We start from the raw sequence: 17,704 nt of genomic DNA, 5'->3' as shown, positions 1-17,704 counted from the left end.
CGCACAGATGGTCCTTAACGGTGTCACCACAGCCCGAGCTGGGCGGTGGTGTCCTGTTGAAGGTCTCGCGGTTCCTTCCGCCTGTGGGGCGGTTTTGCGCCACCTGCCCGCACCGGGTCAGCTTTGCGGCCGGCCCGGCTGACGCGGGTCTTCTGGACGGCTCCACGCGGTTTCGGCACGCTGGGCGTGCCCCGGTCTCCGGCCACTCCGGTACCGGTTGTGCCGGCCGATGCGAGGTCGGCGAGGTTGCGGGCGGCGTTCTCGTCCCGGTCGATGACCAGGCCGCACGCGTCGCAGGAGAACACTCGCACGTGCAGGGGCAGTTTGGCTTTCACTGTCGTGCACGACGAGCAGGTTTTCGAGGACGGGTACCAGCGCGAGGCGACGACCGTGGGGCAGGCGTTGCGCCGGCCTTTGTAGGTGAGCTGACGGCGGATCTCTCCGAATCCGGCATCGGCGATCTTCCGTGCCAGACGGCGGTTGCGGAGCATCCCGGCGACGTTGAGGTCTTCGACCACGACGGTGCCGTACTCGGCACGCACGGCGGTGGTGAGCTTGTGCAGGGCGTCTTCGCGGAGGTTCGCCACGCGGTGGTGCACGCGGTTGCGTTCGGCGTTCGCCTTGACCCATCGTTTCGACGGTTCCCGGCGGATGGTCTTGCCGGTCGCGGGGTCGTGCACGGCCGGCCCCTGGCGGCGCGACACACGACGGGACAGACGCCGCAGCCGCTTTTGTTCGCCCTCGTAGTGCGTGGGGTTGTCGACGTAACCGATCTGCCCGGCACTGTCGGCCATCACCGCGAGCACCTTCACCCCGAGGTCGATACCGACGGCGACACCAGGACGGGCCACGCGGGTGATCTCCCGCTTGACCTCCATCTGGAAGGACACGAACCAGCGGCCCCGCTCATGCCGCACCGTCGCGGACAGGATGCGTGCCATACCGGCCTGCACGCGGGCCAGAAGCTTGACGGTGGACTCATGAGTGCGGATGGTTCCCAGCACCGGCAGCGTCACGTGACGGTCGTCGGCCACGCGGATGCTACCGGTGGTGAACCGGCACGCAAGACGGGCCTTGCGCTTGGACTTGAAACGTGGCGTACCCATGCGGGCGCCCTTGCGGCGGCCGTTCTTCGACTTCGTGTAGTTGTCGAACGCGGCAGCCGCGTTGGCCAGGCCGGTGCTGTACGCCTCCTTGGAGTTCTCGTGCCACCAGTCGGCATAGCGCGGATCGGTGCGCTTGACCTGGTTGAACTCCTTACGCAGCGCGGGCAGCGACCACGGCCGCCACGGCGTCAGCTCCTCCTCGGCGACCGAGTACGAGGCTTCCGCCTTCCGCTGCCACCACGAGGCCGTCACCCAGCCGACCGCCCAGTTGTACGCGACCCGAGCAGCCCCGCAGTGCGACCGCAGCGCGGATTCCTGAGTCGCATTCGGGTCCAGGGCGAAACGGAACGCCTGCACCACAAAGCCCGGCTGCGGCTGGAACTTCTTCACCCTGAACACCCCCTCACCAGCCAGTCATTGACTATGCACTACCACCAGCGGTGAAGCCTGCCAGCGGCCGGAAATCGCCTGACGCACCCTCTACAACCTCCACCGCCAAAACCCAGACTTTCCCAAGCCTAAGAACATCAGACGACCCCTCCTATGATCGGACGGCCCCTCCTATGAGAGGCAAAAGCCCTGGATGTCTGGCGGGACGAGCACCCCAAGCGTCAGAGAAAGAAGACGTTCGTTGAGATCCGACTATGCATCCCGCAGCAGTTGTTAGCCCTCCGCACACGGCACCTGCTCGTGGGCCATGTACTTCTTGTCGGTCGGGATCCAGGTACAGCCCGACTCGTCTGTCTTTCTCCCGTCGCGGGATCTGCGCATCGCAAGACCTGCCGTCGGGGGTGCGGATCAGGCCGCACTTGGTGGCGAGCGTGACGCAGTCGCGGTGCCCGCCGGCCAGGGCGTGGCCGACGATCTCCTCGCTCAGGCCCGCGCCGTACATGTCGGCGGTGTCGAGGAAGTTCATGCCCCGGTCCAGCGCGCTGTGGATGGTGCGGATCGACTCGGCCTCAGACCTGACCACCGACGCCAACTTCTATGCCGGCTGGGGGAGTTCTTGCTCGGTCCAGATGGTCTTGCTGCCGTCGCTGAAGCGGACGCCCCAGCTCTGTGCGAGTTCCGCACAGATGAACAGGCCGCGGCCGCCTTCGTCACTGGTCTGCGCATGGCGCAGATGCGGTGAGACGGGGCTGGAGTCGCTGACCTCGACGGTGAGCGTACGGCCCTTGATCAGGCGGAGCGTGATGGGCGGGGCGCCGTAACGGACGGCGTTGGTGGCCAGTTCGCTGACGATCAGTTCTGTGGTGAGTGAGAGCTCGTCGAGGTTCCATTCGGCCAGCTGACGCCGGGTGCGAGCTCGGAGGGTGGCGACGGCCGCAGGGTCGGCCTGCAGCTCCCAGGTGGCGACGAGGCTGGGATCGAGTGTGTGCGTCCGCACGAGGAGCAATACGGCGTCGGTGCCGGGGGAGGGAGCCGGCACGGTGCGTACCGCTTCGTCGCGCAGGTCGCCCAGCGGCCGTCCGCTGTCGGCGAGGATCTGGCGCAGACGGTCCTGGCCGGCCTTCCTCCCGGCCTCGCCCACGGACAGAAACGCGTCGGTGCACAGCGCGACGACGCTCCCCTCGGGGAGGTCGAGACGGGTACTGGCAAACGGTGCTTTCTCGCCGCAACCCAGTGGGGGAGCGACGGGAATGTCGGCTGTCTCGGTTGTTCCGTCGGGATATGCGATGACGGGTTGTGGGCCTCCGGCGAGGGCGATGACGCAGCTCTTGCTCAACGGGTCGTAGACCCCGTAGAGGCAGTCGGCGGTCAGATCTTGGCTCCGCAGGGGGTCGCCGGGGGACAGGTCGGTGCGTTCGTCGGCGAGTCGGACCACCGTGTCGTCGAGGCGGGCGAGGAGTTCGTCGGGTTCCAGGTCGAGCGCGCCCAGGGTGTGGATGGCGGTGCGCAACTGGCCCATCGCCATGGCAGCTTGGATGCCGGTACCGGAGACGCGGCCGACGGTGAGGGCGGTGCGCGCGCCGGAGAGCGGGAAGAGGTCGAACCAGCCGCCGCCGACATCGACCGACTGGTGGAACTGGGCGCTCTCCACGGCTGCCAGCGGCTCTGGGCGCTGGGGAAGGAGACGGCGCTGCAGGGCCAGGGCGACGGTGTGTTCTCGGGTGTAGCGGCGTGCATTGTCGATATGCAGTGAGGTACGGGAGGCGACCTCCAGTGCGAGGTCGAGGTCCTCGTCCACGAACAGGTCGCGGTCAGGGGCACGGTAGAGGCTCAGCGTTCCGTATACGCGGTCCCGGAGGGTGAGCGGGGTGACGATGGCGGAATGCGAGGCTGGTGCGCGCGTGGACCTCGAGCTCCGCGGATCGGTGGCGGGGGCGTCGTCAGGGTGGTACATGATGAGTTGGGGCCGCAGGTCGGTCAGGGACTGGAGCCACGCTGCCGGAAAGCGGAACGGGGCTGTACCGGCCCCCGTCGAGCTCTGTTGACGGTCCGCCGACGCGACGGACATCCGTCGCAGGGGCACGTCGGGTCCCACCGGCGCCGACGGGGGGTCGTCGCCCCGGACGACCGGGTCCAGCAGGTCCACCACCGCGGCGTCGGCGAAGGCAGGTACGAGCACGTCGACGAGTTCGGTGCAGGTGGCGTCCAGCGCGAGCGAAGTTCCCACGTGATTCCGTACATCGTTGAGGACCCGTGCGCGGGCGAGGGCGCGCTCGCGCACGGTGACGTCCACCTCTGCCGCGGAGAGGCCCAGGACTTGGCCGTCGGTGTCCTGGAGCCGGAACACGGAGACGGAGAACACATGCTCGTGGTCCGGGTCGTTGGGCGGGCGGACGCGCACGAGCCTGTCCAGTGCAGGTTCACCGGTGGCAAGCACGTGGCGCACCATTGCCAGAGACTCTTCGGGGTCGGACAGCCGGAACACGTCAATGAGTCGGCGACCGAGCGTTCGTGTGTGGTCGAAACCGGCCATCCCTGACGCTGCCGTGTTCACTCGCAGGACTCGCAGATCGGGATCCAGCACCTGCATGCCGATAGGCGATTGCGTGAACAGCGCCTTCAGGAGAGCGTGCTCGCGCGCATCCCCGACCTCCTCCGACCGGAGCAGGTTGAAGACCCAGCCCAAGCCATTGTCGCTCAGCGTCACGGGCCGCATCACGAGGCCCGGGACCGCCCCTGGACTGCTGGAACGACTGTCGGGGTCGGCGCCGGCCGGAGCCCACGGTCCGGGCAGCAGCTCTATGACGGGACGGCCGAGCGCTTCGGATGCTCCGTGGCCGAAAAGGGACGTTGCCTCCTGGCTCCACGCCACCACGACACCCGCTGCGTCGATCTTGAGCAGCTCGTCGTCCGGTGCCATGGGCTGATCGCCTCCATGCATCGCTTCCCGACGACGGGCATCAGCCCGGCAGGCCGGGAGCCTGCGTCCCGTCAGGCCACTTCCAGGGTGCCTTGCGGCGTGGGGCGCCGCACATTGGGGAGGCAGCATGGGGCACAGACGTCTGATGAGCCAGGCCTCCCAGCGTCTCAGCAGCCGGGGACGTTCCTGTGGCCCGTCCACTGCCGCACGAACCGCACCATGCGGCAGCTCGCGCCGCTGTTCGGCTGCTCGCTGGCAACGGTGTGCCGGGTCATTCAGCGGCTGCGCCCGCTCCTGCCCATCGAGCAGGCGGGTGTGACCCGCTGACGTAGTCGAGCGGCTCCGGATCGTCGACGGCACCCTGACCCCGGTCCGCGACCAGAAGGTCGGTGCTTCCCCGCGCACCTACCGGTTCTCGGCAAACGTGCAGGTCAGGCCGGGATTTTGGCCCCGGACCATGACCTATCTCGCATGAGCGGACAGTGCAGAACTGTCAGGTGGCTACCTGTATCTGCTGTCAGGTAGCCACCGGAATCTGCTGTCAGGCGGCCACCGGTATCTTCGGCTCCTCCCCCTTCTGCGCCGTCGCGTCACCCGCCCCGTCCGCCCCGCCCTCGGGCGCGGACTTCCGCATACCCTTCAGGATCACTACCAAGGCCGTCGACACACAGACACCGGCGGCGATCGCGATGAGGTAGAGGAACGGGTTGCCGATCAGCGGGACCACGAAGATGCCGCCGTGCGGGGCGCGCAGGGTGCAGCCGAAGGCCATCGACAGCGCGCCGGTGACCGCGCCGCCCGCCATCGAGGCGGGGATGACGCGCAGCGGGTCCGCCGCCGCGAACGGGATCGCGCCCTCCGTGATGAACGAGGCGCCGAGCACCCAGGCCGCCTTGCCGTTCTCGCGCTCGGTCCTGGTGAAGAGCCGGCCGCGCACGGTCGTCGCGAGGGCCATGGCCAGCGGCGGGACCATGCCGGCGGCCATCACCGCGGCCATGACCTTGAGCGAACCCTCGGTGGGGTTCGCGAGGCCGCCGACCGCGAAGGCGTAGGCGACCTTGTTCAGCGGGCCGCCCAGGTCGAAGCACATCATCAGGCCGAGGATGACTCCGAGGATGATCGCGTTGGCGCCGGACAGGGAGTTCAGCCAGTCCGTCAGGGCGCGCTGGAGGGAGGCGATGGGCTTGCCGATGACGAGGAACATCAGGAAGCCGACCACCGCGGAGGAGACCAGCGGGATGACGACCACCGGCATGATCCCCCGCAGCACGGGGGGCACGTGCACCTTCTGGATCGCCATCACGACGCCGCCCGCGATGAGACCGGCGGCGAGGCCGCCGAGGAAGCCGGCGTTGATGGTGAGCGCGATCGAACCGCCGACGAACCCGGGCACGAGCCCCGGCCGGTCGGCCATCCCGTACGCGATGAAGCCCGCGAGGACCGGGACGAGGAACGCGAAGGCGACGGAGCCGACCTGGAAGAGCAGCGCGGCCCAGCTGTCGGTCTGGGTCCACACGAAGTGCTCGGCGACGGACGGCGCCTTGTTGATGGTGTAGCCGCCGATCGCGAAGCCGAGGGCGATGAGGAGACCGCCGGCCGCGACGAAGGGGACCATGTAACTGACGCCGCTCATCAGCCACTTGCGCAGCTTGGTGCCGTAACTGTCGCCGGTGTCACCGGCCCGGTCCACGGGGGTCGCGGACGCGGCGCCCGACGTCGTCTCGCCGCGCGCGGCCTTCTCGCGTACCTCGCCGATGAGTGCGGCGGGCCGGTTGATGCCGGCCTTCACGCCGACGTCGACGGTGGGCTTCCCGGCGAAGCGGTCCTTCTCCCGTACGGGCACGTCGTGCGCGAAGATCACGCCATCCGCGGCGGCGATCACCTCCGGGGCGAGACGGGTGAACCCGGCCGAGCCCTGCGTCTCGACCACCACCTCCACGTCCCCCGCCGCCAGGCCGGCCTTCTCCAGGGACTCGGCCGCCATGTAGGTGTGGGCGATGCCGGTGGGGCAGGAGGTGACTGCCACGATCTTGAACTTCGCGGCGGGGGCCGCGGGAGCGGTCTCGGTCTCGGGCGTGGGCTCCATCTCGGCAGTGGGCTCGGGTGTGGGCTCCGGCTCGGGCGTGGACTCCGGCTCGGGCGTGGGCTCGGGTTCGTCCCCGCGGATCAGCGCCGCCGTGGCCCCCGCGTCGGTCGCCGTGCGCAGCGCCGCCTTGAAGTCCTCGTCCATCAACTGCCGTGCCAGCGACGACAGGATGGTGAGGTGGGCGTCGTCCGCTCCGGCCGGCGCGGCGATGAGGAAGATCAGGTCGGCCGGGCCGTCCGGCGCCCCGAAGTCGATCCCGTCGGCGCTGCGGCCGAAGGCGAGGGTCGGCTCGGTGACGTGCTCGCTACGGCAGTGCGGGATGCCGATGCCGCCGTCGAGGCCGGTCGGCATCTGCGCCTCGCGGGCCGCGACGTCGGCCAGGAAGCCGTCCAGGTCGGTCACCCGGCCCCGGGCGGCCATCCGTTCGGCGAGGGCGCGGGCCGCCGCCTCTTTGGTGTCGGCGGACAGGTCGAGATCGACCAGGTCCGCGGTGATCATCTCGCTCATCGCGGGCTCCTTCGCACGCGTATCGCCTTGGCGGCGGGGGTGGGGACGGGGTTTTCGCCGTGGGGACGGCGGCTCCGGAAGGGAGCGGGGGAGGTGATCGGGACGGAAGCGACCGGGTGGAGAGTAATCAGGCCGGAAGCGACCGGATGGGGCGTAGCCAGGGGCGGGGCGCAGGCCGTCATGGCGCGGGCTCCTTCAGTGCGCGGTCCAGCGGGACGTCCGACGTGAGAGTCACCGCGTCCGGGTCCAGGTCGGCCGGGGTCGGCATCGCGCTGCCCGGGAGCTGGACCGCCGCGGCTCCGTGGGCGACGGCCGAGGCCAGCGCCCGCGGACCGGTGCCGCCCGCGATGAGGAAGCCGGCCAGGGAGGAGTCGCCCGCTCCGACGTTGCTGCGGACGGTGTCGACCGGGGCGGTGGCGAACCAGGAGCCCGTGCCGTCCACGAGCAGCTGCCCGTCCGAGCCGAGGGAGGCGAGTACGGCGCGCGCGCCGAGGTCCCGCAGCTCCTCGGCCGCCTTGAGGGCGTCGCCGACGGTGGCGAGCGGACGTCCGACCGCCTCGGCGAGCTCCTCCGCGTTCGGCTTGACGACGTCGGGCCGTTCGCGCAGGGCCGCGAGGAGGGCCGGGCCCGAGGTGTCGAGGGCGATACGGGCGCCGGCCGCGTGGGCGCGGGCTACCAGCTCGGCGTACCACGGCGGGGCGAGGCCGCGCGGGAGGCTGCCACAGCAGGCGATCCAGTCGGCGCCCGCGGAGCGCTCGCCGACGACGGTCAGTAGCGACTCGGCTTCTTCCGGAGTGAGTTCGGGCCCCGGCGCGTTGATCTTCGTCAGGGTTCCGTCCGGCTCGGCGAGCGCGATGTTGGACCGGGTCTGTCCGGCTACGGGTACGGGGTCGACGCTGATCCCCTGGGCGTCGAGGAGTTCGGCGACCAGGGCGCCGGGCGCGCCGCCCAGCGGGAGCACGGCGAGTGTGGGGGCGCCGGCGGCGGCGACGGCCCGCGAGACGTTGACGCCCTTGCCCCCCGGGTCCATGCGCTCCCCGGTGGCGCGCAGGACCTCGCCCCGGTCGAGTGCGGGGACCTCGTAGGTGCGGTCCAGGGACGGATTGGGAGTGACGGTGAGGATCATGCCGCGTGTGTCTTCCGTGGTGGCTTGCGTGGGGGTGTCGGGGCCGATGCCCCGGTGTCTGGAGCCGGTTCCGGCCGGAGTCGGGGGGCTCATGCGCGGACCACCTCCGTGCCGCCCTTCTCGATGGCGTCCGCGTCCGCGTCACTGAGGCCGCTGTCGGTGATCAGCACGTCCACGTCGCCCAGGTCGCCGAAGCGGGCGAAGTGCTCCTGCCCGTACTTGGCGGCGTCGGCGAGCAGCACCACCCTGCGGGCGGCGGAGACGGCCGCGCGCTTCACGGCGGCCTCGGCGAGGTCGGGCGTGGTGAGGCCGTGTTCGGCGGAGAACCCGTTGGCCGCGAGGAAGAGGACGTCGGCGCGGATCTCCCCGTACGCCCGCAGGGCCCAGGCGTCGACGGCGGCGCGGGTGCGGTGGCGGACGCGGCCTCCGACGAGGTGCAGCTGGATGCCGGGGTGGTCGGCGAGGCGGGCCGCGACGGGCAGGCCGTGGGTGACGACGGTGAGCGTCGACTCCAGAGGCAGGGCCGCGGCGAGGCGGGCGACGGTGGTGCCCGCGTCGAGGATCACCGTGCCGTCCTCGGGCAGCTCGGCGAGCGCGAGCCGGGCGATGCGGTCCTTCTCGTCGGCCGCGGTGCCCTCGCGCTCGGCGACGTCGGGCTCGAAGTCGAGCCGCCCGGCCGGTATGGCACCGCCGTGCACACGCCGTACGAGACCGGCCCTGTCCAGGGTCTTCAGGTCACGGCGGATGGTCTCCGCGGTGACTTGGAACTCCTCGGCGAGTGACAGCACGTCCACGCGTCCTCCGTCACGCGCGAGACGGAGGATCTCCTGCTGCCGCTCCGGTGCGTACATGTCCGTCTGCCTCCGACGTCTCGCCCGGATGTGCCCGAGTCTGTGGTTTCGATCTGAGGCTACGACTGGATTTCCAGAAAGTAAACAGGTTCGGGCGTATCGCAGACACAATCGGACTTTGATCAGTCGACCCTGTTCGTCAGAGCGCCATGCCCTCATTACATAGATATTCTGGGAAATGTGATCGAGTCCGGACGGCCGCGGCTCCGTAGGAGTCCCGGCCCAGGAAGGCTTGTACGGCTGTCGCCGGTCATCCTGACCGTCGTCATCGCCAGCCTGGCGTACGCCACTCCGCCGGAAATGGCCTTCAGCCGCCTCCTGCCTGCGGCGCCGGCCCTGGCCGCCGCCATGTGGCCGGTCCTCCCCACCGTCCTGCTCGGGACGGTCTGCCTCTTTCTGATGATCGGCCTCAGCCTCGTCTTCCCCGGTCTGGGAACGTGGTGGACGGCCGCGGGGATCATCGCGGTCACCGTGGCCGCCGCGTACGGAAGCCATGTCCGGCTCCAGCGCGAGCGCACCCTCCTTCAGGTACGGCTCGTCGCCGACGCGGCGCAGCAGGTGGTGCTGAGCCCTATGCCACGCCGCTTCGGCAGCGTCGAGGTCGAGTCGCTGTATCTCGCGGCCGCGGCGGAGGCCCGCATCGGCGGGGATTTCTACGAGGTGGTCGACACGCCGTACGGGGTCAGGCTGCTCATCGGTGACGTGCGGGGCAAGGGCCTGCCGGCAGTGGGGGCGGCCGCGGCGATCGTCAACGCCTTCCGGGAGGCGGCCTACGGCGAGCCCGACATGGTCAACGTCGCACGCAGGCTGGACGCCAGCAGCACCCGTTACAACGCCGCCTTTCCCCCCGAGGGGCCGATGGAGCGCTTCGCCACCGCCCTTCTCGTCGAGATCCCGCACGATGGCAGACGTATCGGCATCCTCAACTGCGGACACCCCCCGCCACTGCTCCTGAACCGCGGGAAACTCCGTGCCCTCGAGTCGGCCACCCCCTCGCCGCTGCTCAGCCTCTCGGAGCTGATCGGCGATCAGTACAACGTCGACACCTTCGACTTCACCCCCGGCGACCTGCTGCTTCTCTATACCGACGGGATCGCCGAAGCCCGCGCCCGCGACGGCGAGTTCTTCCCGCTGGCAGCTTGGATGCGTCGACAGCCCCCGACGCCGCCCCGCGAACTGCTCACGGCTCTTCACCGTGATCTCCTGCGCCACAGCAGAGAACGCCTTGACGACGACGTCGCCGCCCTCGCCGTACGCCTGTGTGAGCCCTGACGATGCCGACCTCGTGCCGCTGCTCGATGACGACGGGATGCCCGTGACGATCGCCCGCTGGTACACCGAGTGGCTTGTGCGGCTGATTCACATGGTTGCTGCGAGGTGTCGTGAGGGACGAAGGCCGGGCCCGTCGCTGCCCCGGGTGGCTCCCGTCATGCGAGCGCGCGTTGGAGAGCGGTGATCCGCGACAAACGGAGCGAGGAGTACGTGGTGGTCGCCCTGTCACGACATCGCCCTGCTCGCGGGGTATCTGGACTCCGAGCCTCGACGACGAGGACGCCGCCGCGGCGAAGCTGTGCGAGGTGGTAGCGCGCCGGACATCCCGATCCGGATCTACCGGCCGGCCGGCCGACCTGGACCGGAGCGGGCTGTTTTCCCGGCTTTCCCGACACGGTTCGGGTGGCCGTCGAACTCCGGCACACCTCGTGGTGGGGGAGCGGAACTTCTCGGCGGTGCTGGAGCGGCATGGCGGCGCGCTGTGCTGGGCAGATCGGTGGTCCCCGCCCGGTGACGCCGCTGTGGCCTACGGCGTCGTGGGGGTACGTACGGTTTCACGGGCGGCGGCGTCGCAGGGCCGCCGCAGCGCTACGGCCGTCCAGCGCCTGCACCACCGGCGGCATGGCGAGGCCGGCGCACCCGTCGTCCCGTGACATCAGCCACACAGACTTTTGGCTCTCAGGTCATCGCATAGTAGATCGAGGCTTGACGGCATAGTGCGTTTTATCGGTCTTGTTGCAGAAATACTCCGAGCCGGATCGAGCGGTATTCGACCCGCTCAACGCTTTCGCCCGTTCGTGCGGCGAACAACGGCTTCTGACGGACCAACAGACCTCGTCGCCACCTCGAGAGCCGGACCAGCACGCCTGCGCGCCTGTTTCAAGGGCCGTCCATCGCTACGGGCCGAGGTAGTACTGCCGCCTGTTGCCGCACGCCGACAGCAGTTCCCAGAATGTCGGCCGCAAGGCGTCTCCGCGGCCCTGGTGCAGGAACTGGGCAGGGCCGGACCCCCTGGGGGCGCTCCGCGATCACCGAGCGAGGTCACGCATGAGGAAGCACCGCAAGAAGTCGTACCGCCGGCCGATAGCCATCGCTGTCATCGCCGTAGGAGCCGTGGGTGTGCCCTCCGTCGCCATGGCCTGCCTGGATACTCAGGGCGATACGGGCGGTCGCTCCTCCGGCCACTGGGAGAAGGCGAGCTCCCACCATCGGTGGACGGGCTCGTCCTGGGGTCATGAGCCGACAGCGGGAGCGTCGAAGAGCCCCACTGCGACTCCCAGCGCACGGCAGACCACGGCGTCTCCCAGCGCACGGCAGACCACGGCGTCTCCCAGCGCACCGCGGACCACGGCGTCTCCCAGCTCACGGCAGACCACCGGGACTCACAGCGCACCGCGGACCACCGCGGCTCCCAGCGCACCTGCTACGGCCGCACCGGCATCCGGGGACACGGCCCGCGTGCTGACGCTCGTCAACAACGAGCGCAGCAAGGCCGGATGCTCCCCGCTGACCATGAACGCGAAACTGACCAAGGCCGCTCAGGACCACAGCAAGGACATGGCATCCCACCGGAACATGTCCCACACGGGCTCCGACGGGTCGTCGCCCGATGACCGGATCACGCGTGCCGGTTACAGCTGGAGCTCCTACGGCGAGAACGTCGCCTACGGCTACTCCACGCCCGAGAAGGTCATGGCGGGCTGGATGTCCAGCCCGGGCCACAAGCGCAACATCCTCGACTGCTCGTTCAAGGAGATCGGCATCGGCCTCGCGCAGCCCGGCAGCTACTGGACCCAGGACTTCGGCACGGCCCGATAGGGACACTGCGGGGCGGGTGCGCATCCTCCATCGGGTGAAGGCCCCGACCGGTTCGCCGGCCGGGGCATTCACCATGGGTGCAATTCCATGCGGGTGGGCGACCGTCGCCGCGTGTCATGGCGCAGATGGGGCGTGCAGCCCGCCTAGGCGCACACCGGCTTCCTGGTGGCCACAGGGCCCTGCGTCGGCGCTTCCCCTTGAAGGCGGGGAGTCCCGTCAGGTGTACATGCCCCGCGAGGGCTGTCGAAGAGCTCGACCCACTCGCTGTTCTCGTGGGCGAAGGGGAGAGGGTCGACTTCCCGGATGCCGGGCATCAGCGCTTCCGCTTCTTGCTGGCCCTGGCTGTTGCGGGTCGTGAGGTTGTTGACAGGGCGCTGTCGGTGTCCGCAGCCGGCGACCCGCCTGTGACATGAGCGTGAGGCGGTAGCGGACAGCTTTGGGGGCGGTCCCAGCTCATGGGATGGCACGCTCGGCCTGCGCCGGCAGGTCTACGGGGTACGGCTCGACGAAGTCGGCCGAGCGGCTCACCTGTTCCCAGGCGCCCGCCTCGGCCAGTTGCCGGCGGGAGTAGTCGAGTGCCATGGTCACCGCGTTCACCCCGAGCAGCAGATGGCCCGGGACCCGACCGCGCCGCACCGTACGCACGATGATCGCGGCGGCCCGCTCCGGGTCGCCGGCGCCGCCGGACGTGCCCTGGCGCACCCGCCGGTTCATCGCGCCCACGGTCTCGTCGTAGGCGTCGGGAACTGGGTGGACGGTCATGGACGAGCCGGCCCAGTCGGTGGCGAAGCCGCTCGGCTCGACGACCATGACCTGCACCCCGAACGGCGCGGCCTCCGCGGCCAGTACCCGGCTGAAGCCGTCGACCGCGAACTTGGCCGCCTGATACGAGGCGATGCCCGGGGACCCGCCGACGCGCCCGCCGACCGAGGAGAACTGCACCACGGTGCCGGACCCCTGCCGGCGCAGGGTGGGCAGCGCCGCCTTGGTCACGTTGTAGACACCCCAGAAGTTGGTCTCGAACTGGGCGCGGAAGTCGTCGTCGTCCGACGTCTCGACCGGAGACACGTTCGCGTACCCCGCGTTGTTCACCAGCACATCGATGCGGCCGAAGCGGGCGAGCGCGGCGTCGACCGCCGTGCGTGCTGCGTCGGGGCTGGTGACGTCCAGCGGCAGGGCGAGGACGCGGTCGCCGTACTCAGCCAGTTCCTTCGCGAGGGCCTCGGGGCGACGGGCGGTGGCCACGACCAGATCACCCGCATCGAGGACGGCAGTGACCAGAGCGCGGCCGAATCCGCGGGACGAACCGGTGATGAACCAGACCTGCTGCGTAGTGCGTACGTCTTCACTCATGCATTTAGTACAACACCGTTCTCTAAATAACGCAACGTCGTTCTGTTAAGCGTGGCGTTCCTATGATGGCCCCATGAGTCAGCCAGCGTTCCAGCGGGCGCGCAGCGCCGAGGCCAAGCAAGCGCGTGAAGGGGCGATCCTGGACGCGGCCCGGACGCTCGGCCGGGGACGCGGCATCCGCGACGTCACCCTCACCGACATCGCCACCGAAGTGGGCATGCACAAGTCGGCGCTACTGCGCTACTTCGAGACGAGGGAGCAGATCTTTCTCGAGCTCACCGCGGAGGGCTGGCGGGAATGGTCAGCCTCGCTCCGCGCCGACTTGGCGGCGCGGAGCGAGGCGACCCCCACGGACGTCGCCGGCGTCTTCGCCGCAACGCTGGCGGCGCGCCCCGTGTTCTGCGATCTGCTCGCGCAGGCGCCGCTCAACCTGGAGCGCAACGTGTCGCTGGAGGCGGTACGCACGTTCAAGCTCGTCACGCTGCACGAAGTCGACCTGATCGGCAGCGAGTTGAGCCGCCTGCTGGGCCTCACCGAAGAGCAGGTCCTCGACATGATCTCCACCGCCACGGGCATGGCCGGCGCGCTGTGGCAGATGGCCAGCCCGGGCCCGCGCCTGCGGGAGCTCTACGCCGACGACCCCCGGCTCGGGCACGCGATCGTCGAGGTGGAGCCCCGACTGCGCCGTATCCTCGCCGCGTTCCTGACGGGAGTCCGGGTTCCGGCCTGTTGAGGCTCTTGAGACCCCTCGGAGTGAACGACGCTTCGGTTCACCTTCACAGAAGAGGTCTGACTCGCAGCAGAACAGCGGGCGTGATGGATGGATCACGCCGTACCGGCGGGCGAACTGGTCGGACGGCCCCGCTGTGTTCTCGTACCGCTGGACCAGCACGGTCGGCCACTACCGACGTATCACTGCCGGAGCAGCAGCTGCGGCAGTGATAGCAGTCCCTGAACCGCGCGGCACACCAGCGAACCGATCACTGCCCCAGCGTCGCAGACTACTGATCCGCACTTACCTCAGGTGCAGCGATGACTTCTTGGACCCCTCAGGGTCGGCTGTGGGAAGTCACTGGTCGAGATCCTCGTCCTCCTTCGTGGGCACGCCGATGTCCGAGAAAATGTCCCATGCCTGCTGTCTCATCAGCTCAGCGGCAGTGCCGTCGGTCTTCCGGTGGGCGCGGGCGAGCACCAAGAGGGCGCGGGCCTCGCCGGGGCGGTGGCCGGTCTCTCGATGGATGGTCAGGGCCTCCCGGCCCAACTCGACTGCTGTGGCGTGTGCTTCCTCGGACGCTGCAATGTCGCACAGGGCGGTCAGCGCCTGGCCCTCGACGACGCGGAACGAGTGGGCGCGTGCCAGGGCCAGGGCCTGCTCGGCGTGGGCGCGGGCCTCGTCGTTACGGCCCAACTTCTTGAGGGTGAGGGAGAGGCCCAGGAGACCGTCCGCCTCGGGGCGGGCGTATCTCGACTCGCGGGCCAGGGCGAGTGCTTGCGAGCCAAGCCGCATCGCTTGGTCGAAATGTGCCAGTTCTCGGTGCGCTGCGGCCACCGTGTTGAGAATGCTGGCCTGGATCCAGCGCCGCCCTTTGTCCTGGGCCTTGGCGAAGGCACGCATGGCCTGTTCCAGCGCTTCGGCGTGCCGGCCGAGTGTGATGTTGATCTTGGCGACGGCGTTGAGCACCGTGGCGCGGGCATTGCGGCTCCCGTCCGTCTCGCCGACGGCCCCCTTGGGGGCTAGGACGTCAAGGCCGTCGGCCAGACGGCCGAGCTCCCAGTACACCCAGCCCAGATTTTCCAGGGCCAGGCTGTCGTCCCACCAGCTGATCCATTTGCTTCGGCTGATGGCCAGCTCGAACTGTTCGGCCGCCTCGTGCAATCGGCCCAGATCCCGACAGGCCAGACCGGTGACCATCAACCCCAAGGTTTCAAGGTAGGGATTTCCAGCTTCCCGGGCGATCCGCATACCGGTGGTGACATGCTCGTGCGCACTGTGCAGACGCGCCATGTACCACTCTGCCTGGCCCTGGCCGCCGATGGCCGCTGCCTCGCCCGTCGCCCAGCCGAGTTGCCGGCTGATGTCCCGTGCGCGGGCGTGATGTTCCAGCGCTTGGTCGGGATCCCCCTGGTCCGCCTGGATCAGTCCGAGGCTGACGTGCATGGCGGCCTGGCCGAACAGGTCGTCTTCGGCCGTGGCCGCGTCGAGTGCCGTCTGTGTGGTGGCCTGCCACGCTGCGCGCGGTAGCCGAAGCAAGAAGTAGCCGAACAGTGCGTTGACCAGGTGCCATGCGATGGGGCGGGGGCCATGGTGTGCGGCATGGCGGATGACGGCGAGCAGAGTGGCCTGTTCCGCCTCCAGCCATGGTGAGGATCCGGTGGCGGATGGCAGGCCCGGTTGGCCGCCGTGGCCGAGGCCGGGGGGCAGCTCCGGGAAGAGCCAGGTTCCCCCGACAGCGCGCGCCGCGTGCAGGTACCAGAGCAGGATCCGTTCCAGCGCGGCGTCGCGATCCGCCGCAGTCTCCTCCGCCTGCGCGCACTCGTGCGCGTACGCGCGAAGGAGATCGTGGAACCGGTACCGGCCCACCGTTGTGGGCTCGATCAAGTGGGCAGCGGCCAACGTGCTGAGGAGGCGTCGGGCCTGCTGTAGTGGCGCGTCAGCGAGCGCCCCAGCGGCCTCGGCGGTGAACTCTGCCCCGGGGAACAGGCCGAGCAGGCGGAAGAGCCGGCGCGCGGGCGGTGCCAGGACCCGGTACGACACGGAAAAGGCCGTGCGCAAAGGAGAGCCGGCGTCATCGTCCGGCTCCAGGGCCGCCAGCCGATTGCCCGCGGTCATCTCGGCGACCAGGTCGGCCAGGCGCAAGCCCGGATCCCCCGCCAGCCGGGCGGCGGCCACCCGCAAGGCCAGGGGCAGGCTGCCGCACAGCCGGATCAGCTCGCCCACCGCGTGCTCGTCGGCGGCCACCCGCTCCGCGCCGAGAGTCCGGCTCAACAGCGCGCGGGCCTCGGCCGGCTGGAGGAGATCCAGTGGCAGGGCGTGGGCCCCGTCGTGGGCGACGAGGCCGCCGAGGCGGTTGCGGCTGGTGACGATGACGCAGCAGGTCGGGCTCCCCGGGAGCAGCGGGCGCACCTGCTCGGCCGAGGCCGCGTTGTCCAGCAGGACGAGCAGGCGCCGGTCGGCGAGCAGGGTCCGGAACACACGGCCCTGGGCCTCGGCGCGCGCTGGGATCTCCGACGCCGCGAGGCCGAGGCTGCGCAGCAGCAGTTCGAGGGCCTCGCGGGGTTCGAGGGGCTGCCGGTCGTGGTCGAAGCCATGCAGGTTGACGTAGAGCTGGCCGTCCGGGAAGCGGTCGCGCGCCTGGTGCGCCCAGTGCACGGCCAACGCGGTCTTGCCGATGCCGGCAGCGCCGCCGATGGCGGAGATGACGACAGTGTTTGCCGGGCCTTGCTCCTGCTCGGGCGGGAACAGCGCGTGGAGCCGGATGAGTTCGCCGGTGCGGCCGACGAATCCGGCGGCATTGTGGGGGAGCTCGGCGGGCACGGCGCTCTCGCGCGGTGGGGAGGGCGTCGGCGGGCGCTGGAGGAAGGCGCTGTCCTGGTGCAGCACCGCTTCGTGGACCCGGCGCAGTTCCTCACCGGGATCGGCGCCGAGCTCGTCCCGCAGCCGTACGCGCATGTCCTCGAAGGCATGCAGCGCTTCCGCCTGTCGGCCGCAGCCGTAAAGGGCCCGTATGCGCAGGGTCGTCAGCGGCTCGTCGTAGCGGTCGGAGGCGGACGCCACCCCGCTGAGGCCGTCCAGGGCCTCCCCGTAACGGCCCAGCAGAACCAGGCACTTGAGCCACTCCAGCCGGAGCGTCCGCCGCCGCTCCTCCCATCGCCGCCGTTCCTCCTGCGCGAACGGCCCCGGCAGGCCGGCCAGCGGCTCGCCCCGGAACAGCCCGATGGCAGCGGACAGTTGATCTGCGGCGGTGGCCAAGTCTCCGGCCGCTACGGACCGCATCGCCTCGCCGCCCCGCTCCTCCAGATCCGTCGTGTCGAGCCGGACCCCCTCGACGGCTAAGCGGTACCAGCCCTTGCCGCTGCGGATCACCGATTCCGCGGGCGGGGTGCCGTCCGGATCAAGCGTCCTGCGCAGCGAGTTGACGTGCGTGGGCAGCACCTTGCGACCGCCGGCGGGTAACCCCACCCCCCACACCGCGTCGAGCAGCCGCTCATGACTCACCATGGCGCCCTGGCTCAGCAGAAGCGCGGACAGCACGGCCTGCCCCTTGACCGGCCCCA

The 17,704-nt window shown here is 70.0% G+C and carries 12 protein-coding genes and 1 pseudogene; 5 read left to right on the top strand and 8 right to left on the bottom strand.

What is annotated here, in order from left to right:
- Positions 1–23 precede the first annotated feature (23 nt).
- The 3 genes from tnpB to OG574_RS08670 form a co-directional block, all read right to left on the bottom strand.
- The gene (gene tnpB, locus OG574_RS08680; protein WP_326772654.1) at positions 24–1,496 is read right to left on the bottom strand and encodes an IS607 family element RNA-guided endonuclease TnpB; all 1,473 of its coding nucleotides are present in this window, start codon (positions 1,494–1,496) and stop codon (positions 24–26) included.
- Between the two features lie 151 nt (positions 1,497–1,647).
- The gene (locus OG574_RS52690; protein ID WP_442816800.1) at positions 1,648–2,079 is read right to left on the bottom strand and encodes an aldo/keto reductase; all 432 of its coding nucleotides are present in this window, start codon (positions 2,077–2,079) and stop codon (positions 1,648–1,650) included.
- A gap of 12 nt (positions 2,080–2,091) precedes the next feature.
- Complete coding sequence (locus tag OG574_RS08670; RefSeq protein ID WP_326772653.1) at positions 2,092–4,416, bottom strand: SpoIIE family protein phosphatase; 2,325 nt, start codon at positions 4,414–4,416, stop codon at positions 2,092–2,094.
- A 195-nt stretch (positions 4,417–4,611) separates the two neighbouring features.
- Between OG574_RS08670 and OG574_RS08665 the strand changes: the two are divergent.
- Positions 4,612–4,849, top strand: a pseudogene (locus OG574_RS08665) (helix-turn-helix domain-containing protein); the annotation flags it as partial.
- 108 nt (positions 4,850–4,957) lie between these two features.
- Here OG574_RS08665 and OG574_RS08660 read toward each other — a convergent pair.
- From OG574_RS08660 to OG574_RS08650, 3 genes are all read right to left on the bottom strand, one after another.
- Positions 4,958–7,009 (bottom strand): PTS fructose transporter subunit IIABC, encoded by a 2,052-nt coding sequence (locus OG574_RS08660; protein WP_326772652.1) that lies wholly within the window; start codon positions 7,007–7,009, stop codon positions 4,958–4,960.
- A gap of 178 nt (positions 7,010–7,187) precedes the next feature.
- Complete coding sequence (pfkB, locus tag OG574_RS08655; RefSeq protein ID WP_326778407.1) at positions 7,188–8,135, bottom strand: 1-phosphofructokinase; 948 nt, start codon at positions 8,133–8,135, stop codon at positions 7,188–7,190.
- Positions 8,136–8,224: 89 nt separating this feature from the next.
- Entirely contained in the window at positions 8,225–8,986 is a 762-nt protein-coding gene (locus tag OG574_RS08650; protein ID WP_326772651.1) for a DeoR/GlpR family DNA-binding transcription regulator, read from the bottom strand.
- Positions 8,987–9,166: 180 nt separating this feature from the next.
- On the opposite strand from OG574_RS08650, the gene OG574_RS08645 reads away from it, so the two are divergent.
- The 3 genes from OG574_RS08645 to OG574_RS08635 all read left to right on the top strand — a co-directional run bounded on the left by OG574_RS08645 (position 9,167) and on the right by OG574_RS08635 (position 12,076).
- Entirely contained in the window at positions 9,167–10,258 is a 1,092-nt protein-coding gene (locus tag OG574_RS08645) for a PP2C family protein-serine/threonine phosphatase (protein WP_326772650.1), read from the top strand.
- A gap of 402 nt (positions 10,259–10,660) precedes the next feature.
- Complete coding sequence (locus OG574_RS08640; RefSeq protein WP_326772649.1) at positions 10,661–10,975, top strand: DUF72 domain-containing protein; 315 nt, start codon at positions 10,661–10,663, stop codon at positions 10,973–10,975.
- 330 nt (positions 10,976–11,305) lie between these two features.
- Positions 11,306–12,076: a CAP domain-containing protein gene (locus OG574_RS08635; protein WP_326772648.1), complete on the top strand. Its 771-nt coding sequence runs from the start codon at positions 11,306–11,308 to the stop codon at positions 12,074–12,076.
- A 453-nt stretch (positions 12,077–12,529) separates the two neighbouring features.
- Here the strand turns inward: OG574_RS08635 and OG574_RS08630 are convergent, their stop codons facing one another.
- Positions 12,530–13,429, bottom strand: a complete 900-nt coding sequence (locus tag OG574_RS08630) for an SDR family NAD(P)-dependent oxidoreductase (RefSeq protein WP_326772647.1) — start codon at positions 13,427–13,429, stop codon at positions 12,530–12,532.
- Positions 13,430–13,502: 73 nt separating this feature from the next.
- Between OG574_RS08630 and OG574_RS08625 the strand changes: the two genes are divergently transcribed.
- A complete protein-coding gene (locus tag OG574_RS08625) occupies positions 13,503–14,162 on the top strand; it encodes a TetR/AcrR family transcriptional regulator (protein ID WP_326772646.1) in 660 nt (219 codons plus the stop codon).
- Between the two features lie 336 nt (positions 14,163–14,498).
- On the opposite strand, the gene OG574_RS08620 is transcribed toward OG574_RS08625, so the two are convergent.
- The gene (locus OG574_RS08620; protein ID WP_326772645.1) at positions 14,499–17,681 is read right to left on the bottom strand and encodes an AfsR/SARP family transcriptional regulator; all 3,183 of its coding nucleotides are present in this window, start codon (positions 17,679–17,681) and stop codon (positions 14,499–14,501) included.
- Positions 17,682–17,704: the final 23 nt, after the last annotated feature.

This window comes from Streptomyces sp. NBC_01445, from assembly GCF_035918235.1.
In the GTDB taxonomy this organism is placed as follows: Bacteria; Actinomycetota; Actinomycetes; order Streptomycetales; family Streptomycetaceae; genus Streptomyces.
The sequence above is the reverse complement of the archived record's forward strand: the minus strand, read 5'-3'. Positions and strand labels throughout refer to the sequence as shown.